A 14,969-nucleotide genomic window follows, 5' to 3' on the forward strand; every position below is an offset into this window, starting at 1 on the left:
GCAACTAGACATACATGCCTGTAAACATTGTTCGCGCTGAACCATCAGTAGCTTCTGCTACTTTAGACCAACTAAAGAACAGCCATTGGCATCCGGTATTACAGCGGGTATTTGCACAGCGTGGGATCCAGTCTTTGCAAGAGTTGGATTGCAGCGTGCAGCAGTTGGCCAATTACAACCAATTACTGGGCATAGATGCAGCGGTTGTATTGCTTTGTAATGCCATAAGCGAAGATCAAAAAATTGTCATCGTGGGTGATTTTGATGCTGACGGTGCTACTAGCACCGCACTGTGCTTATTAGCCCTAACGGAAATGGGAGCCAAGCACGTTGATCATTTAGTCCCTAATCGGTTTGAGTTTGGTTATGGTTTAACGCCGCAAATTGTCGACATCGCAGCTGAGCAAGGCGCGCAATTAATCGTCACTGTCGACAACGGCATTTCTTGTCACGCGGGTGTTAGTCACGCGAAGTCTCTCGGTATTCGAGTATTAGTCACCGATCATCACTTACCAGCTGAGCAGCTGCCAGAAGCAGATGCCATCGTGAATCCTAATCAACCTGGGTGTTTGTTTCCGTCTAAATCTCTTGCTGGTGTTGGTGTAGCGTTTTATGTGTTGCTAGCACTGCGCGCTAAACTGCATGAGCTTGGCTGGTTTACACATCGCGGCCAATCAGCGCCCAACTTGGCTAACTATCTTGATCTAGTGGCTGTCGGCACGGTGGCAGATGTGGTGCCCTTGGATAGTAATAATCGCATATTAGTGCACCAAGGGATCCAGAGGATCCGCGCGGGTAAATGCAGGCCGGGTATATTAGCGCTATTAAACACTGCCAATCGCCAAAAAGAGCAGCTCACCTCTACTGATTTAGGTTTTGTTCTTGGTCCGCGCTTAAATGCCGCGGGCCGACTAGATGACATGTCGTTGGGCATTGCGTGCTTACTGACTCATGATCATCAACACGCAACCAATTTGGCCATTGAACTCGATCGACTTAATCAAGAGCGCAAGCAGATTGAACAGAGCATGCAACAAGACGCATTGGCGGCATTGGAAGGCATTAGGATTAACGACGAGCAATTACCGCATGGTCTAGTAGTCTATCAACCGACGTTTCACGCTGGTGTGGTAGGTATTGTTGCTGGTCGCTTGAAGGAAAAATTACATCGCCCAACAATCGTTTTTGCCAATGACAGCGAAACGCTGTTGAAGGGGTCTGCGCGTTCAATCAGCGGTGTGCATATTCGCGATGTATTTGAATTGGTAAATAGCCAAAATCCAGGCCTTATTATTAAATTTGGCGGTCATGCGATGGCGGCAGGGTTGAGTATTGAGAGAGACAAACTAGACCAGTTCCAACGCGCATTTGAAACCGCGCTCGAACAATGGCAAGACAGTATCTTACAGAGTCACTGCGTAGTCACTGACGGGGAGCTTGATGATGATTGCTTTAATCTAGAGTTTGCCGCAACGGTAAAACACGCGGCGCCTTGGGGGCAGGGGTTTGCTGAACCGGTCTTCGACGGGCATTTTGCACTAATTAAACAGCGAATTGTCGGTGAAAAGCACTTGAAGATGGTTGTTGCTGATGCCAATGGTGAGTTATTAGATGCGATAGCGTTTAATGTCGATACCGACAAATGGCCAAACATGGCCGCACGTTCGGCGCATTTGGCTTACAAACTCGATGTTAATGAGTTTCGCGGTAAGCGCTCCTTGCAATTATTAGTGGAAGCGATAGAGGTCTAAACATCATGGCTTTGTCCGAACACAAAGTTGTCGCACAGTTACTGGCCAATAATCCGCAGTTAGTGCACTCTACTGATCGCAAAGTGATATCTCATGTCCAGCGCGAGGAAGATGATTGGTTTGTGAATACATTAATGCTAGCGGATTGCGAGGTACCCTTCGTTTATCGACGCAAAAAACCTTATCAGTCGCTACGCGGAGCACGCATTAACGTCACCTATTACCCAGAGACTCGCTGCGTTGCCGGTATCGATTTTGAACAAATGAAAGTAGTGCGCCTCAAGCGGAGCTAGCATGAACAAACAAGTAACCGAAGGCTTTGTGTTGCATCGTATCCCTTACCGAGAATCGAGCCTTTTGGTAGATGTGTTTTGTGCTGTAAATGGCATGATACGCGGGGTTGCTAAAGGTGTACGAGGTACAAAGTCTGATCGCAAGAGCTTATTACAGCCCTTTCAGTGTCTAGAAATTACGCTCTCTGGACGCAACGAGCTGAAAAATATCGGCCGTGTCGAGTCGACCAGTGTAAGATATCAACTGGCTAATCAGCCTTTGTTTTGCGCGATGTATTTGAACGAGTTACTGTGCCGTGCGTTGCCAAATGACCTACCTTGTGAAGGGATTTATGCACTGTATCAAGAGACGTTAGAGGCTCTTGCTGAATTGCCACAAGTGCCACCACGGAGTGATATCGAAGCGCTACTGCGGAACTTTGAGTTAGAGCTGCTACTCGATTTAGGGTTTTTACCCGACTTGGCCTATTGCGCAGACAATACTACGGCGATCGGTGCAGATGGTTATTACGCACTGCAAGCTGAAGCGGGATTTACACCGTTGGATTCCAATCAACCCGATGGCTTTCACGGCAAAGATATTCTAGCTATAGCTGCAAGAGATTGGCACCAAAGCAGCTTACTAACGGCTAAGCGCTTTATGCGTACGGCATTAGTTCCATTAATTGGCACAAAGCCGCTGCGTAGTCGCGAATTGTTTGGAGGGGTAAAGTGACACACGTTGACCTCAACAGTATTGTCGTAAGTCGTGATGATCTAAGCAGCAGCGCTATTGCTGAGTTCCTTCAACAACACATCGATGATATGCGTGCGACCTCTCCTCCTGAGAGCAAGCATGCGCTTGATCTGGATGGGCTACGCGACCCAAGTATTGACTTTTTTAGTGCGGTTTATCTTGGTCAAGTCGTCGGCTGCGTTGCGCTTAAACGCTTATCAGCACAAGAGGCCGAACTAAAATCAATGCGCACCGGAAGCGCAGTACGCGGCTTGGGCGTCGGTAAATTATTACTCGATTTCATTCTCACGTATGCCAAATCGAAAGGCTTTCTTCGTGTGAGTCTAGAAACTGGGGCGATGGAATTTTTTGCGCCCGCTCGTCAACTATATCAAAGCAGAGGTTTTTCATTGTGTGGACCCTTCGCGGATTACGTTGATGACCCTAATAGCGTATTTATGACGCTCTCTCTCGAAGCCTGAAGCGCGATCGTTTCGGCCAAAATTTGCGTAAACAACACAGACTTAATCTACAGATCTTGATAGCATATAGCGCATATCGAGATGCCACACGAATTACAAATAAGGTTTGCTTGTGAACGAAATTTTTCTCGGCGTGAATATTGACCACATTGCCACATTGCGCAATGCCCGTGGAACCCAGTACCCCGATCCCGTGCATGCAGCTAACATTGCTGAATTAGCCGGTGCTGATGGCATTACAGTACATCTGCGTGAAGACCGTCGCCATATAACGGACAGAGATGTTGAAATACTCAATCAAACGGTTCAAACACGCCTGAATTTAGAAATGGCAGTGACCGACGAAATGTTGGCTATCGCAACCCGCTTGAAGCCGGTGTTTTGTTGCTTGGTACCCGAAAAACGCGAAGAGTTGACGACTGAAGGTGGGCTTGATGTTGTGGGGCAATTGGATAGTGTCAAAGCCGCGTGCAAACAATTGGCTGAGGCAGGTATTCAGGTGTCTCTCTTTATCGATGCCGACGAACAACAAATTGAAGCTGCGCATCAATGTGGCGCTCCTTTTATTGAGATCCACACGGGGCAATATGCTGATGCAACTAGCGAATCCGAGCAGTGTGCGGAGTTACAGCGTCTAATACACGGGATTGAGTACGCGGATAAGATTGGCTTGAAGGTCAATGCAGGACATGGTTTGCATTATCACAATGTCAAGCCGATAGCGGCGATTCCACAGCTAATTGAGCTTAATATAGGCCACGCTATTATTGCGCGCGCAGCGTTTGATGGCTTGGAAAAAGCGGTGCGTGACATGCGCGCGCTCATGCAAGAGGCGCGTACGCAAGCATTGTTGAGCACAAAACCATAGGACAGAATGATGATCGTAGGGTTGGGCACTGATATTGTTGAGATTGATCGGATTGAAGCGCAGTGTCAAAAGTCCACGCGTTTAGCAGAGCGCGTGCTCACCGAGCAGGAAATGTCAGTGTTTCAAAAGCACTTGCATCCAGCCCGATTTTTAGCCAAACGCTTCGCGGCCAAGGAGGCAGCGGTTAAAGCGTTAGGTACGGGTATTGGCCACGGTATTAGTTGGCAACATATTGAGATCGTCAACAACGAGCTTGGTCAGCCACAACTTTCTTTCAGTGGCGAGTTTGCTAGACAGTGCGAACAGCGCGGCGTAACTAACAGTGTTGTGTCTATCTCCGACGAGAAACACTACGCCGTAGCTAGCGTGATTTTAGAAAGCTAGTCACGCATGGCAAAAATTTTTCGGCCAGCAGCGGCAAAGCGCAATAAAAACCAACGTCAACGCGTTATCGAGGCGCGTATTGAGCATCTTGACCACCAAGGCCAAGGGGTAGTTTCCAACCATCAGCCAATCGTTTTTGCGACAGGGGGCCTGCCAGGCGAACAGTGCCAAATTGTTATCCATGAACAAAAAAAACACGTATGGCTGGGGCACGTCAAGCAGATTAGGTCATCAAGTGAGGAGCGCATCGATCCTTTTTGTCCTCATTCTGAGGTGTGCGGTGGATGTCAATTAGATTATGTCGACCCTGAAAATATGCGAGAATGGCGACGTCAGGCCATCACCCAATTACTGCGTAAAATTGCAGGCTTAGAGGTTTCAAACTGGGGGCCAGATGTGTTTACAGAGCCCAAAGGGTACCGACGTAAAACGCGGTTGGCCATAGATGCTAGGCAAGCGGACAGCATTCGCCTTGGTTATCGCCAACAGGGTAGCAATCAAGTCGTTGCAATTTCGCAATGTCAGATCCTTACTCCCAAGTTGCAAGCATTAATTGAGCCGCTGCAAAGCTGGCTTAAAACCTGTGGTCAGGCTCGGCATTTAGGCCATATTACGCTGCTAGAAGGCGCTGACGCTATATTGGTTCAGGTTAAAGCAACACGCCAGCTATCTGAAGGTGCGATGACTTCATTGCGCGAGTTTGGTCAGCAATACGATGTCGTTGTGGCACTTGAAGACAAACGGGGCGAGATTGATTATTTAGTGGGTTCTGGCGATATGCTGAATTATCAACCTACAGCTGATATCAAAATTTCTATCGGCGCCAATGATTTCGTTCAGGTTAATGACCGAGTTAATCAACAAATGGTAGCCACTGCGATAGATTGGCTTCTAGACTACAAGGCCAGCAATGTACTCGATTTGTTTTGCGGGACGGGGAATTTTAGTTTGTCTTTGGCGCAGAATGGGTTTGCTGTGACTGGCGTAGAAGGCATTGCGAGTATGGTGGAGCGCGCCCGTTCCAGTGCCGAACAACATGCACTACAACAGTGCAACTTTGCGCAAAAAGACCTGTTGAACCCAGCGATGGTGGCTGAGCTATTGCAACACGAGTACGATGCTGTAATCCTTGATCCCTCTCGCGAGGGGGCAAAAGAAGTATGTCAGCAGATGCAAGCAAAGCGTCAACCCCATATTGTGTACGTATCTTGCAACCCCGCGAGTTTTGCCCGTGATGCAAAGTTGTTATCTGAACGCGGTTATCAGCTGGAAAAATTAAGTTTAGTGGAGATGTTCGCCTACACTAAACACACGGAATTAATGGCGAGCTTTACAGCACAGAAGTAGTCAACAACCTATGGTTAGTACACGCAAAGTTCACGAACCTGAACGTCCGCCTTTTGAGCAGTGGATGCAACAACTCGCCTTGCCGAGTGAGACTCAGCAGGCGTTGCGTGAAATTGCAGAAAAGCCTGAAATCTTGCTCGTTGGCCAAGAAATGGTTGAGATCCTTGTCCAACTCAATATGGACGATGTCACACTGCAAACAGCACTGGTCTTTCCATATTGCCAACAACACGCCTTAAGCAATGATGAAGTTACCGAAAATTTTGGTGCTGAAATTGGTAGTTTGATCGCTGGTGTTCGTAAAATGGAAGCCATTAGAGCACTGCACGGAAGATCAAACCCAGACCAAGCCAACCAAGAACAACACATTGATAGTATTCGGCGTATGTTGCTGGCCATGGTCGAAGACGTGCGTGCTGTTGTGATAAAAATGGCCGAGCGCATCTGTGCACTACAAAAGGTAAAGGAAGCGGATGAAGAGACACGCGTAATGGTCGCTACTGAATGTGCATCGATTTATGCGCCGTTGGCCAATCGCTTGGGGATTGGTCAACTCAAATGGGAGCTAGAAGATCTTGCGTTTCGCTATTTGCATCCAAGTACCTATAAACAGATTGCTAAACAGTTAGATGAGAAACGAGCAGACCGGACACAATACATTGATGATATGGTCGAGCGCCTGCAGCAATTGCTCAACGAGCAAGGGATTAAGGCGACGGTGCACGGGCGGCCCAAGCATATTTATAGCATCTGGAAAAAGATGCAGAAAAAGCGTCTAACGTTTGAACAATTATTCGATATCCGTGCCATGCGGATCATCGCTGAGCGGTTGCAAGACTGCTATGCCGCATTGGGAATTGTGCATGCAAACTTTAAGCATATCCCCAATGAGTTTGACGACTACATTGCAACGCCTAAACCTAATGGTTATCAATCTATTCACACCGTAATCGTCGGACCTGAGGGCAAATCGATTGAAATCCAAGTGCGCACCCAGCAGATGCATCAAGACGCTGAGTTAGGTATTGCTGCGCATTGGAAATATAAAGAAGGCCCACAGGGCAAAGCGTCCGGACACGAGGAGCGGTTAAACTGGTTGCGCAAAATCCTGCAATGGCAAGAGGAAGTTGCTGAAACGGGCGATTTGGTAGAAGAGTTGCGCAGTCAAGTTTTCGATGATCGCGTATATGTATTTACACCGCGTGGTGATGTGCTCGATTTGCCTCTAGGCGCAACTCCACTCGATTTTGCGTACTACATACACACTAATATTGGCCATCGCTGCATTGGCGCGAAGGTAAATAAACGCATCGTGCCCTTCACTTATCAGCTTAAAAGTGGCGACCAAGTTGAGGTGTTAACCGGTAAAGAGTTAAACCCCAGTCGTGACTGGATGCATCCCGGTTTAGGTTATGTGCATTCGTCTAGGGCTAGAGCGACCATTCACAGTTACTTTAAGCGTCAGGATCGCGATAAGAACTTAGAAGCGGGTAAGGAACTGGTTGAGCGCGAACTCAATAAGGCGCATATACCACTTAAAGCGATTAATGACGCATGTGAACGATTTAATCAGTCAAATGTCGATGATTTATATACCGCCATCGGCGCGGGCGATGTACGGATCATGTCAGTCGTACGTCACCTACAGCAACAAATGGCACCCCCTGAGCCTGAAATTGTTGTTCGCAAACCGCGGCCAGCGAAGTCGAGTGATCGCAATGACACCATCGTTGTTGAAGGGGTGGGACATTTAATGAGTCACTTGGCTAATTGCTGTCAACCGGTACCAGGTGAACCCATTGTGGGTTATATCACCCAAGGCCGTGGTGTCAGTGTCCATCGCCGCGACTGTGATCAGCTAAGCCACTTGTTAAGTCAGCACCCGGAACGAGAAGTCGAGGTCAATTGGTCTGGAGACAGCAATGTTGGCTTTGAAGCGCAATTGCTGGTCATGTGTACTGACCGGACGGGAATTTTACGTGATATTACCACAGTACTTGCTAACCAGCGGGTGGCTTTGCTAGGTGTTAATAGCTTGAGTAATAAAGCAGAGCAATCGGCGGATATTGTATTGACCGTTGAAGTGCAAGATGTGAGTAAGTTGCGCAAAGTGATGGTGAGTCTAAAGCAAATTCCCGATGTGTATGATGTCGCTAGGAAAGATGCGTGAAGACAACATTACCTCATATGGAGCGCTTGCTCGAGGTAATGCAGATATTGCGTGACCCGAACAATGGGTGTCCATGGGATATCAAGCAAACCATGGACTCATTGGTCAAACACACTTTGGAAGAGGCATACGAAGTCGCAGATGCAATCCATCGTGGCGATATTACTGAGATTCGTGATGAGCTCGGCGATTTACTGTTTCAAATCGTTTTTTATGCACAAATTGCCAATGAACAAGGTACATTTGACTTCGATGAAGTTGCAAAAGCCATCAGCGCTAAATTGATTCGGCGCCATCCACATGTATTTGAGCACCCTGGTAAATCATTATCGGATGCAGAACTAGCGTTGCAGTGGCAATCGATTAAGGCCGCTGAAAAGGCTGAAGTTCAATCGCAAAAAGGTGCTATTAAGCCGTCCATTACTGACGATTTGGCTCGCGGTACCTCCGCTTTGCAGCGGGCAGAAGCACTTCAGAGAGCCTGCGCTAAGGTTGGTTTTGACTGGCCCGATGTAAAAGGTGTACTAGCCAAAGTGCGTGAAGAGGTAGACGAAGTGGCCGAAGAGCTGCATTCACACGCTATTGATCGAGAAGCGGTTGAAGAGGAAATCGGTGATCTATTGTTTGCCGTTGTTAACCTGACTCGACACTTGGATATATCACCAGAGATTGCGCTTCAAAAAGCCAACATTAAATTTGAACGGCGTTTTCGTCATGTCGAACACTGGGTTGCGGATACAAATCGCGATTGGTCGAGCTTTGATTTAGCCGAACTTGAAGCTTTTTGGCAACGCGCTAAACGCCAAAACTAATTTTACTGGCTGGGCGCTGTCACTTGGGTTAAGGGATTGTTGAGCCGATGAATAGTGCGTTCTTCTGATAACAATTTTACAGCGTCTTTATAGCCTGGGTAAGATTCGAAAAGAACTTGCAGTTCACCGCTAGCCTGTCCGCGCTGTAGTCCATGCAATATGCGCTGTTGCAATTCTGGTTTTGCAGGATTAACAAAAAAGTAGATAAACGCTGGATAATCCAGCATGTGATGGTTCTCTACTGCGAGCCCCTGGTTATAGGGTAAAGCTAATTCAGCACGCGCTTCGACAATACTGCGCGGAAAGTATTCGACGGTATCGCTGAGTAACAGCTTGGCAATACCAAATTGCCATTCGTACCACGGCACCGCCGATACGCGGAACCCGTTGGCTTGCAAAATTGTGGTGTCTGGCCAGTCGAGCCCTTGGATAGCCAAGCGCTGTTTTAATATCTCGAGCGAATCGTTTTTAAACGCATCCTGATTCTCGGCACTGACTAAGAACACTCGCTTACCCAACATACCCTGTAACAGAGCAAATTTAACCGGCAACAGCGCGGCCTCTCGTTCAGGTGTAGTCATTGTCCACATTACATCAGCATCGCCGCTCTGAAGGGTTTTAATTTGTCGTGCTTGGTCCATTGGGACGGGGTAATCGCTTAGTTCGAACCCACCAAATTCATCACGACTTTGTTCTAAGGCAAATTCTAACAAGTGAATAAAGTAGACTTGGGTTGGGGAGGTTTTCGATAATACTGTGTAATAAATGGTGCCTTGGGTGCGTTGAAATTGATAGTCAATATCCGGGTGTTGGGCACTTGCAACCGCACTCATAAACACAAAAAACAGTGCGTTTAGTGAAAAAATCTGTCGGCTTAGCAAAGTTGCCATAGTGTCTTGACTGTTATTGAGTAGATTACAGCATTACTTTTATTTTTAGGCTACTCAAGGGGCGAAAGCCAGTAAAAACTTTCTAAGTCAAAAAAGATCGCGCTAATTTATTGAATTTTCACATTTAGCCCTTCGCTTTTTGTACAAATTCTGTATAATTCGCGCCCTGCCCAGTTACGCCCACTTTGGGAAAGTGGAAGAATCAACAGGTTCGAAGGGGCCTAAGCGTTGATTTTAGGGCGTTCGCTTAGCGAACGGTAACAGTTATTTTTTCGGGTGACGAATAATGAAAACTTTTGTTGCAAAACCAGAAACAGTACAAAGAGACTGGTTCGTGGTTGATGCCACTGATAAAACACTTGGACGCTTAGCGTCTGAAATTGCACACCGTCTACGCGGTAAGCACAAGCCAGAGTACACGCCTCACGTTGACACTGGTGATTACATTGTTGTTGTTAACGCAGAGAAGATCAGCGTTACTGGTAACAAAGCTAAAGGTAAAGTCTACTACGCTCACTCTGGTTACCCAGGTGGCTTGAAAGACATCACTTTTGAAAAATTGCTTGAGAAGAAGCCTGAAATGGTGCTTGAAAAAGCAGTTAAAGGTATGTTGCCAAAAGGTCCTCTTGGCCGTGCAATGTTCCGCAAAATGAAAGTGTATGCTGGTCCAGAGCACAATCATGCGGCTCAGCAACCACAAGTTTTGGATATTTAAGGAGCGAGACACATGGCAGATACTCAATATTACGGCACTGGTCGTCGCAAAAGCTCAACTGCTCGCGTTTTCTTGCGTCCAGGTACAGGCAGCATCACTGTTAACTCTCGTCCACTAGACGAGTTCTTTGGTCGTGAAACAGCACGTATGGTTGTTCGCCAACCACTAGAGCTTGTTGAAATGACTGAGAAATTTGACCTATACATCACTGTTCGCGGTGGTGGTATCAGCGGTCAAGCAGGTGCTATCCGTCACGGTATTACTCGTGCATTGATGGAATATGATGAAGCACTACGTCCAGCACTTCGCAAGGCTGGATTCGTTACTCGTGACGCTCGTCGCGTTGAACGTAAGAAAGTTGGTCTTCACAAAGCACGTAAGAAACCACAGTTTTCAAAACGTTAAGTTTTATGTGTTATCGAAAACCCAGCTTATTGCTGGGTTTTTTTTTGCCTGCGTTTACTATTTTACGCGGATTTCATTGATAGGAATCTATGCTTTCCACACAGAAATGCGCTATGTCCTTATTGCCTTAATTCAATGAATGTTCAATATCCCAACTAAATCCTTGTTTTTTGCTCTATTTCCTTGTTTTTAAGAGGTGAATTTTTTATCATTTCCGGTTGAAAATATTGAACGTTTCGTTTTTTAACGACTCGCTTCCGGCTTCCTCAAAAGAGCGAAGTCAAACGTCCAAATCTGGAGAACCGTGGATGAGTAATGTATCTGTAGATGCCGGTGATTCTTCACCAGCACAAGGTCAACCACAAAACAATAATCGCCGACGCTTTTTGACCATCGCTACCTCAGTCGTTGGGGCTGCAGGTGCAGTGGGTGCGGCAATACCTTTTGTAGCCTCTTGGAACCCAAGTGCCAAAGCCAAAGCAGCTGGCGCTGATGTAGAAGTTGATATTTCTGGCATCGAACCTGGTCAATTAATTCGTGTTATGTGGCGTAGTAAGCCTGTGTGGATCGTGCGTCGAACCCCTGAGCTACTAGCTGCACTAGCTGCGCATGAAGACCAACTTAAGGATCCAAATTCAGAAGTTGAGCAACAACCTGCGTTTGCGCAAAACCAGTGGCGCTCAATCAAAGAGGAGTACTTGGTACTAGTCGGTATTTGTACTCACTTAGGCTGCTCACCACAGCACTTAAAAGATGGTGCGATGGAACAATATGCTGAAGGTGTGGCAGACGGTTTCTTCTGTCCGTGCCACGGTTCAAAATTTGATATGGCAGGTCGCGTGTTTAGTAATGTGCCGGCTCCATCAAACTTAGTAGTACCGCCTTATCAGTTTGTCGACGATAACACGATTATCATCGGCTCAGAAGCAGAGGTCGCATAGCATGTCAGGATTTTTAAACTGGATTGAAGAGCGCATCCCGATGATGCGAGTGGCGAATATGCACGCCATTCAGTATCCTGCGCCACGCAACATGAATTTTTGGTACGTGTTTGGTTTCCTTGCCACTATCGTGCTAGTTAATCAGATCGTTACTGGTATTTGGTTGACAATGAACTTTGAACCGAGTGCTGAGCGAGCCTTTGCTTCGGTAGAATACATCATGCGTGAAGTCGACTATGGTTGGTTGATTCGCTATATGCACTCAACGGGTGCATCGGCGTTCTTTATCGTGGTCTATATGCATATGTTCCGCGGCATGATCTACGGTTCATATCAAAAACCGCGCGAATTGCTATGGGTGTTCGGTATGTTGATTTACCTTGCACTAATGGCTGAAGCATTTATGGGCTATGTATTACCTTGGGGACAAATGTCTTACTGGGGTGCGCAAGTAATCGTGTCATTATTCGGCGCGATACCTGTTATCGGTCCTGACTTGGTAGTCTGGATCCAAGGTGACTACGTCATCTCCGGTGCTACGCTCAACCGATTCTTTGCTCTGCACGTAATCGCATTGCCATTGGTTATCGTTATTCTTGTGTTCTTGCACATTATTGCGCTACACGAAGTGGGTTCAAACAATCCTGACGGTATTCCAATCAAACACAAAAAAGGCTCGTTGTCAGAAGACGAGAAAACTAAGTACGAGATTCATGAATACTACACAGCCAAGTACGACATCGCAGATGACGTAGTACCGTTCTTCCCACACATCGTGTTGAAAGATTTAGTGGCGTTCTCAATTTTCTTATTTGGCTTCTGCTACATCATGTTCTTTGCGCCTGAGATGGGCGGTAAATTCCTAGAACATCCTAACTTTGAAATTGCTAACCCGTTGAAGACACCTGAGCATATCTTCCCGGTTTGGTACTTCACGCCGTTCTACGCGATTCTGAAAGCGGTTCCAGACAAACTATTTGGTGTAATTGCGATGTTTGCCGCGATTGCAGCACTTTTCGCACTGCCTTGGGTTGATCGTGGTCGTGTGCGTTCATGGCGTTATCGCAGTGGCTTGCACAAAGTTAACTTGCTTGTGTTCGCTGCGGTATTTGTATTCTTGGGTTACTTAGGTGGTACGCCACAAGAGAACTGGAAAATTGTGGCTTCACAAATTGCCACAATCATGTATTTCGGTTTCTTCGTCTTGCTATGGATGTACAGTAAAAACGAAACGACTAAGCCAGTTCCAACGAGGATCCCACGATGAGAAAATATCTAGTAGCAGCAATTCTAGCGTTTCCATCGTTAGTGATGGCAGCGGGCTCAAATTACCCGTTGGATAAAGCAGAGTATGACTTAACTGACAAAGCCTCGTTGCAAAACGGTGCCAAGATCTTTATGAACTACTGCTTAGGTTGCCACCAAATGCAGTACCAGCGCTATCAGCGTACCTTTAGTGATTTGGGTATTTCTGATGAATTAGGTCAAGAGTACTTGCAGTTCACTGGTGAGAAAGTGACTGACTACATCACTACGCCTATGCCGGCTGAAGGCGCTGCCACATGGTTCGGTGCTCCACCACCAGATTTGACGCTTGTGGCGCGTGTACGCGGCGCTGATTGGTTGTACACTTATTTACGTACTTTCTACGTCGATGAGGCGAAAACCTTTGGCGTAAATAACAAGGTATTTCCTGATGTAGGTATGCCACACGTGCTTGAAGAGCTTCAGGGTACACCGCGTGAAACCTACGAAGAGGTTATGGTCGACGGTGAAATGGTTGAACGTTATGTTGGTATCAAGACTGATGGCAACGGACGTTTATCGGCAGAAGAGTACGACCAAGCTATCCTTGACCTAGTAAACTTCCTCGAATACACCGGTGAGCCATCGCGTTTGCAATCAGAAGCAATTGGCCGTGGCGTCTTGGTGTTTATCGTGGTTTTCTTTGTATTTGCATTATTGCTTAAGAAAGATTACTGGCGCGACGTACACTAGCTCGTCGAGTTGAGGTATAATTAATCAATTGGGGCGGTCTCGCCCCTTTTTTGACGAATAAATTAGCGCTCTTTGGTGTTAACCAAAGCGTGCACAAACTGCGTAATGCGGAGGAACGTGAATGGCAGTTGCCACTAATAAGCGGTCAATTATGACCCTATTTTCAGATACTTTGGATATTTACAGCCACCAAGTACGTATCGTTTTGGCTGAAAAGGGTGTAGGCGTAGAAATTAGCTATACCGACCCAAACAATCTACCGGAAGATCTGATTGACCTAAATCCGTACGGCACAGTTCCTACCTTAGTTGACCGCGAGCTCGTGTTGTACAAGTCGCATATCATAATGGAATATTTGGATGAGCGTTTCCCACATCCACCATTAATGCCGGTTTACCCTGTATCACGTGGTCAAAGTCGCTTAATGATGCATCGCATCGAGCAGGACTGGTATTCACTTGCCGAGCAAATTCTTAATAACGAAGGCGATGTTGATGCGGCGCGCAATGAATTGCGTGAAGCTATTTTGTCTATCGCACCTTTATTTGCAGAAACGCCATACTTTATGTCTGAAGAATTCAGCTTGGTAGACTGTTATTTGGCTCCGCTATTATGGCGCCTACCTTCTTTGCAAATTGAACTACAAGGTTCTGGCAGCAAAGATATCCTTGCTTACATGGGGCGTATTTTCGGTCGCAGTTCATTCAAAGCTTCTTTGACTGATCAAGAACGCGAAATTCACAACCCACTTTAAGGCCGACAATGGAACAAACACCTATGACATCCAATCAACCGTATTTGCTTAAAGCATTTTTTGATTGGATTGTTGATAATGACTTAACGCCGTATATCGTAGTTAATGCCAACCACACAGGTGTTCAAGTTCCTGTTGATTACGTTAAGGACGGTCAAATTGTCCTTAACGTTTCACCCACTGCTTGTGCGCATTTCCATATGGATTATGACAGCGTCAGTTTTCAGGCTCGATTTGGTGGTCAACCCCACCGTATTTATATGCCATGTGCAGCAGTTGTTGCCATCTATGCACGTGAAAATGGAGCAGGCACTGTATTCACGCATGATATCGATGAAAATCAAGCCAATAGCGGCGTAACAGAAGCCCACCCAGAGCAAGCTAAAAAGCCTGCCAGTAAAGGTCGTCCTTCGTTAAAGGTAGTTAAGTAACCAACAAGGAAGC

The 14,969-nt window shown here is 46.7% G+C and carries 17 protein-coding genes; 16 read left to right on the top strand and 1 reads right to left on the bottom strand.

What is annotated here, in order from left to right; translation table 11 throughout:
• Positions 1-14 precede the first annotated feature (14 nt).
• The 9 genes from recJ to mazG all read left to right on the top strand — a co-directional run bounded on the left by recJ (position 15) and on the right by mazG (position 8,822).
• Complete coding sequence (recJ, locus tag QTP81_RS14530; protein WP_289366484.1) at positions 15-1,751, top strand: single-stranded-DNA-specific exonuclease RecJ; 1,737 nt, start codon at positions 15-17, stop codon at positions 1,749-1,751.
• A 5-nt stretch (positions 1,752-1,756) separates the two neighbouring features.
• Positions 1,757-2,044, top strand: a complete 288-nt coding sequence (locus QTP81_RS14535; RefSeq protein WP_289366486.1) for a hypothetical protein — start codon at positions 1,757-1,759, stop codon at positions 2,042-2,044.
• A 1-nt stretch (position 2,045) separates the two neighbouring features.
• On the top strand, positions 2,046-2,759 hold the full coding sequence (recO, locus tag QTP81_RS14540) for a DNA repair protein RecO (protein WP_289366487.1): 714 nt from the start codon (positions 2,046-2,048) through the stop codon (positions 2,757-2,759).
• Positions 2,756-3,241 carry a GNAT family N-acetyltransferase gene (locus QTP81_RS14545; protein WP_289366489.1) on the top strand — a complete coding sequence of 162 codons (486 nt, stop codon included), beginning with the start codon at positions 2,756-2,758 and terminating at the stop codon, positions 3,239-3,241. Before recO ends, QTP81_RS14545 begins: the two co-directional genes overlap by 4 nt.
• Positions 3,242-3,353: 112 nt before the next feature.
• A complete protein-coding gene (gene pdxJ / locus QTP81_RS14550; RefSeq protein ID WP_289366490.1) occupies positions 3,354-4,109 on the top strand; it encodes a pyridoxine 5'-phosphate synthase in 756 nt (251 codons plus the stop codon).
• A gap of 6 nt (positions 4,110-4,115) precedes the next feature.
• Positions 4,116-4,493 carry a holo-ACP synthase gene (gene acpS / locus QTP81_RS14555; protein WP_289366491.1) on the top strand — a complete coding sequence of 126 codons (378 nt, stop codon included), beginning with the start codon at positions 4,116-4,118 and terminating at the stop codon, positions 4,491-4,493.
• 6 nt (positions 4,494-4,499) lie between these two features.
• Positions 4,500-5,840 (top strand): 23S rRNA (uracil(1939)-C(5))-methyltransferase RlmD, encoded by a 1,341-nt coding sequence (gene rlmD, locus QTP81_RS14560; protein WP_289366493.1) that lies wholly within the window; start codon positions 4,500-4,502, stop codon positions 5,838-5,840.
• 10 nt (positions 5,841-5,850) lie between these two features.
• The gene (relA, locus tag QTP81_RS14565; protein ID WP_289366495.1) at positions 5,851-8,010 is read left to right on the top strand and encodes a GTP diphosphokinase; all 2,160 of its coding nucleotides are present in this window, start codon (positions 5,851-5,853) and stop codon (positions 8,008-8,010) included.
• Positions 8,007-8,822, top strand: a complete 816-nt coding sequence (mazG, locus tag QTP81_RS14570; protein ID WP_289366496.1) for a nucleoside triphosphate pyrophosphohydrolase — start codon at positions 8,007-8,009, stop codon at positions 8,820-8,822. Before relA ends, mazG begins: the two co-directional genes overlap by 4 nt.
• Before the next feature lie 2 nt (positions 8,823-8,824).
• On the opposite strand, the gene QTP81_RS14575 is transcribed toward mazG, so the two are convergent.
• A complete protein-coding gene (locus QTP81_RS14575; protein ID WP_289366498.1) occupies positions 8,825-9,712 on the bottom strand; it encodes a hypothetical protein in 888 nt (295 codons plus the stop codon).
• A 286-nt stretch (positions 9,713-9,998) separates the two neighbouring features.
• On the opposite strand from QTP81_RS14575, the gene rplM reads away from it, so the two are divergent.
• The 7 genes from rplM (at position 9,999) to QTP81_RS14610 (ending at position 14,956) form a co-directional block, all read left to right on the top strand.
• A complete protein-coding gene (gene rplM / locus QTP81_RS14580; protein WP_289366499.1) occupies positions 9,999-10,427 on the top strand; it encodes a 50S ribosomal protein L13 in 429 nt (142 codons plus the stop codon).
• 12 nt (positions 10,428-10,439) lie between these two features.
• Positions 10,440-10,832, top strand: coding sequence for a 30S ribosomal protein S9 (gene rpsI, locus QTP81_RS14585; protein WP_289366500.1), 393 nt, complete (start codon positions 10,440-10,442; stop codon positions 10,830-10,832).
• A 308-nt stretch (positions 10,833-11,140) separates the two neighbouring features.
• Complete coding sequence (petA, locus tag QTP81_RS14590; protein WP_289366501.1) at positions 11,141-11,773, top strand: ubiquinol-cytochrome c reductase iron-sulfur subunit; 633 nt, start codon at positions 11,141-11,143, stop codon at positions 11,771-11,773.
• Position 11,774: 1 nt separating this feature from the next.
• A complete protein-coding gene (locus QTP81_RS14595; protein WP_289366502.1) occupies positions 11,775-13,040 on the top strand; it encodes a cytochrome b in 1,266 nt (421 codons plus the stop codon).
• Complete coding sequence (locus tag QTP81_RS14600) at positions 13,037-13,771, top strand: cytochrome c1 (RefSeq protein WP_289366503.1); 735 nt, start codon at positions 13,037-13,039, stop codon at positions 13,769-13,771. Before QTP81_RS14595 ends, QTP81_RS14600 begins: the two co-directional genes overlap by 4 nt.
• 121 nt (positions 13,772-13,892) lie before the next feature.
• Positions 13,893-14,525 (top strand): stringent starvation protein SspA, encoded by a 633-nt coding sequence (gene sspA / locus QTP81_RS14605; RefSeq protein WP_289366505.1) that lies wholly within the window; start codon positions 13,893-13,895, stop codon positions 14,523-14,525.
• A gap of 8 nt (positions 14,526-14,533) precedes the next feature.
• Positions 14,534-14,956 carry a ClpXP protease specificity-enhancing factor gene (locus tag QTP81_RS14610; RefSeq protein WP_434532991.1) on the top strand — a complete coding sequence of 141 codons (423 nt, stop codon included), beginning with the start codon at positions 14,534-14,536 and terminating at the stop codon, positions 14,954-14,956.
• Positions 14,957-14,969 lie beyond the last annotated feature (13 nt).

This window comes from Neoalteromonas arenosi (assembly GCF_030362855.1).
GTDB lineage: Bacteria > Pseudomonadota > Gammaproteobacteria > Enterobacterales > Alteromonadaceae > Alteromonas_E > Alteromonas_E arenosi.

Excerpts from the sequence above, each read along its gene's own strand:
- recJ (WP_289366484.1), top strand. The coding sequence starts at position 15 with ATGCCTGTAAACATTGTTCGCGCTGAACCATCAGTAGCTTCTGCTACT.
- QTP81_RS14535 (WP_289366486.1), top strand. The coding sequence starts at position 1,757 with ATGGCTTTGTCCGAACACAAAGTTGTCGCACAGTTACTGGCCAATAAT.
- recO (WP_289366487.1), top strand. The coding sequence starts at position 2,046 with ATGAACAAACAAGTAACCGAAGGCTTTGTGTTGCATCGTATCCCTTAC.
- acpS (WP_289366491.1), top strand. The coding sequence starts at position 4,116 with ATGATGATCGTAGGGTTGGGCACTGATATTGTTGAGATTGATCGGATT.
- rlmD (WP_289366493.1), top strand. The coding sequence starts at position 4,500 with ATGGCAAAAATTTTTCGGCCAGCAGCGGCAAAGCGCAATAAAAACCAA.
- relA (WP_289366495.1), top strand. The coding sequence starts at position 5,851 with ATGGTTAGTACACGCAAAGTTCACGAACCTGAACGTCCGCCTTTTGAG.
- QTP81_RS14575 (WP_289366498.1), bottom strand. The coding sequence starts at position 9,712 with ATGGCAACTTTGCTAAGCCGACAGATTTTTTCACTAAACGCACTGTTT.
- rplM (WP_289366499.1), top strand. The coding sequence starts at position 9,999 with ATGAAAACTTTTGTTGCAAAACCAGAAACAGTACAAAGAGACTGGTTC.
- rpsI (WP_289366500.1), top strand. The coding sequence starts at position 10,440 with ATGGCAGATACTCAATATTACGGCACTGGTCGTCGCAAAAGCTCAACT.
- petA (WP_289366501.1), top strand. The coding sequence starts at position 11,141 with ATGAGTAATGTATCTGTAGATGCCGGTGATTCTTCACCAGCACAAGGT.
- QTP81_RS14595 (WP_289366502.1), top strand. The coding sequence starts at position 11,775 with ATGTCAGGATTTTTAAACTGGATTGAAGAGCGCATCCCGATGATGCGA.
- QTP81_RS14600 (WP_289366503.1), top strand. The coding sequence starts at position 13,037 with ATGAGAAAATATCTAGTAGCAGCAATTCTAGCGTTTCCATCGTTAGTG.
- sspA (WP_289366505.1), top strand. The coding sequence starts at position 13,893 with ATGGCAGTTGCCACTAATAAGCGGTCAATTATGACCCTATTTTCAGAT.
- QTP81_RS14610 (WP_434532991.1), top strand. The coding sequence starts at position 14,534 with ATGGAACAAACACCTATGACATCCAATCAACCGTATTTGCTTAAAGCA.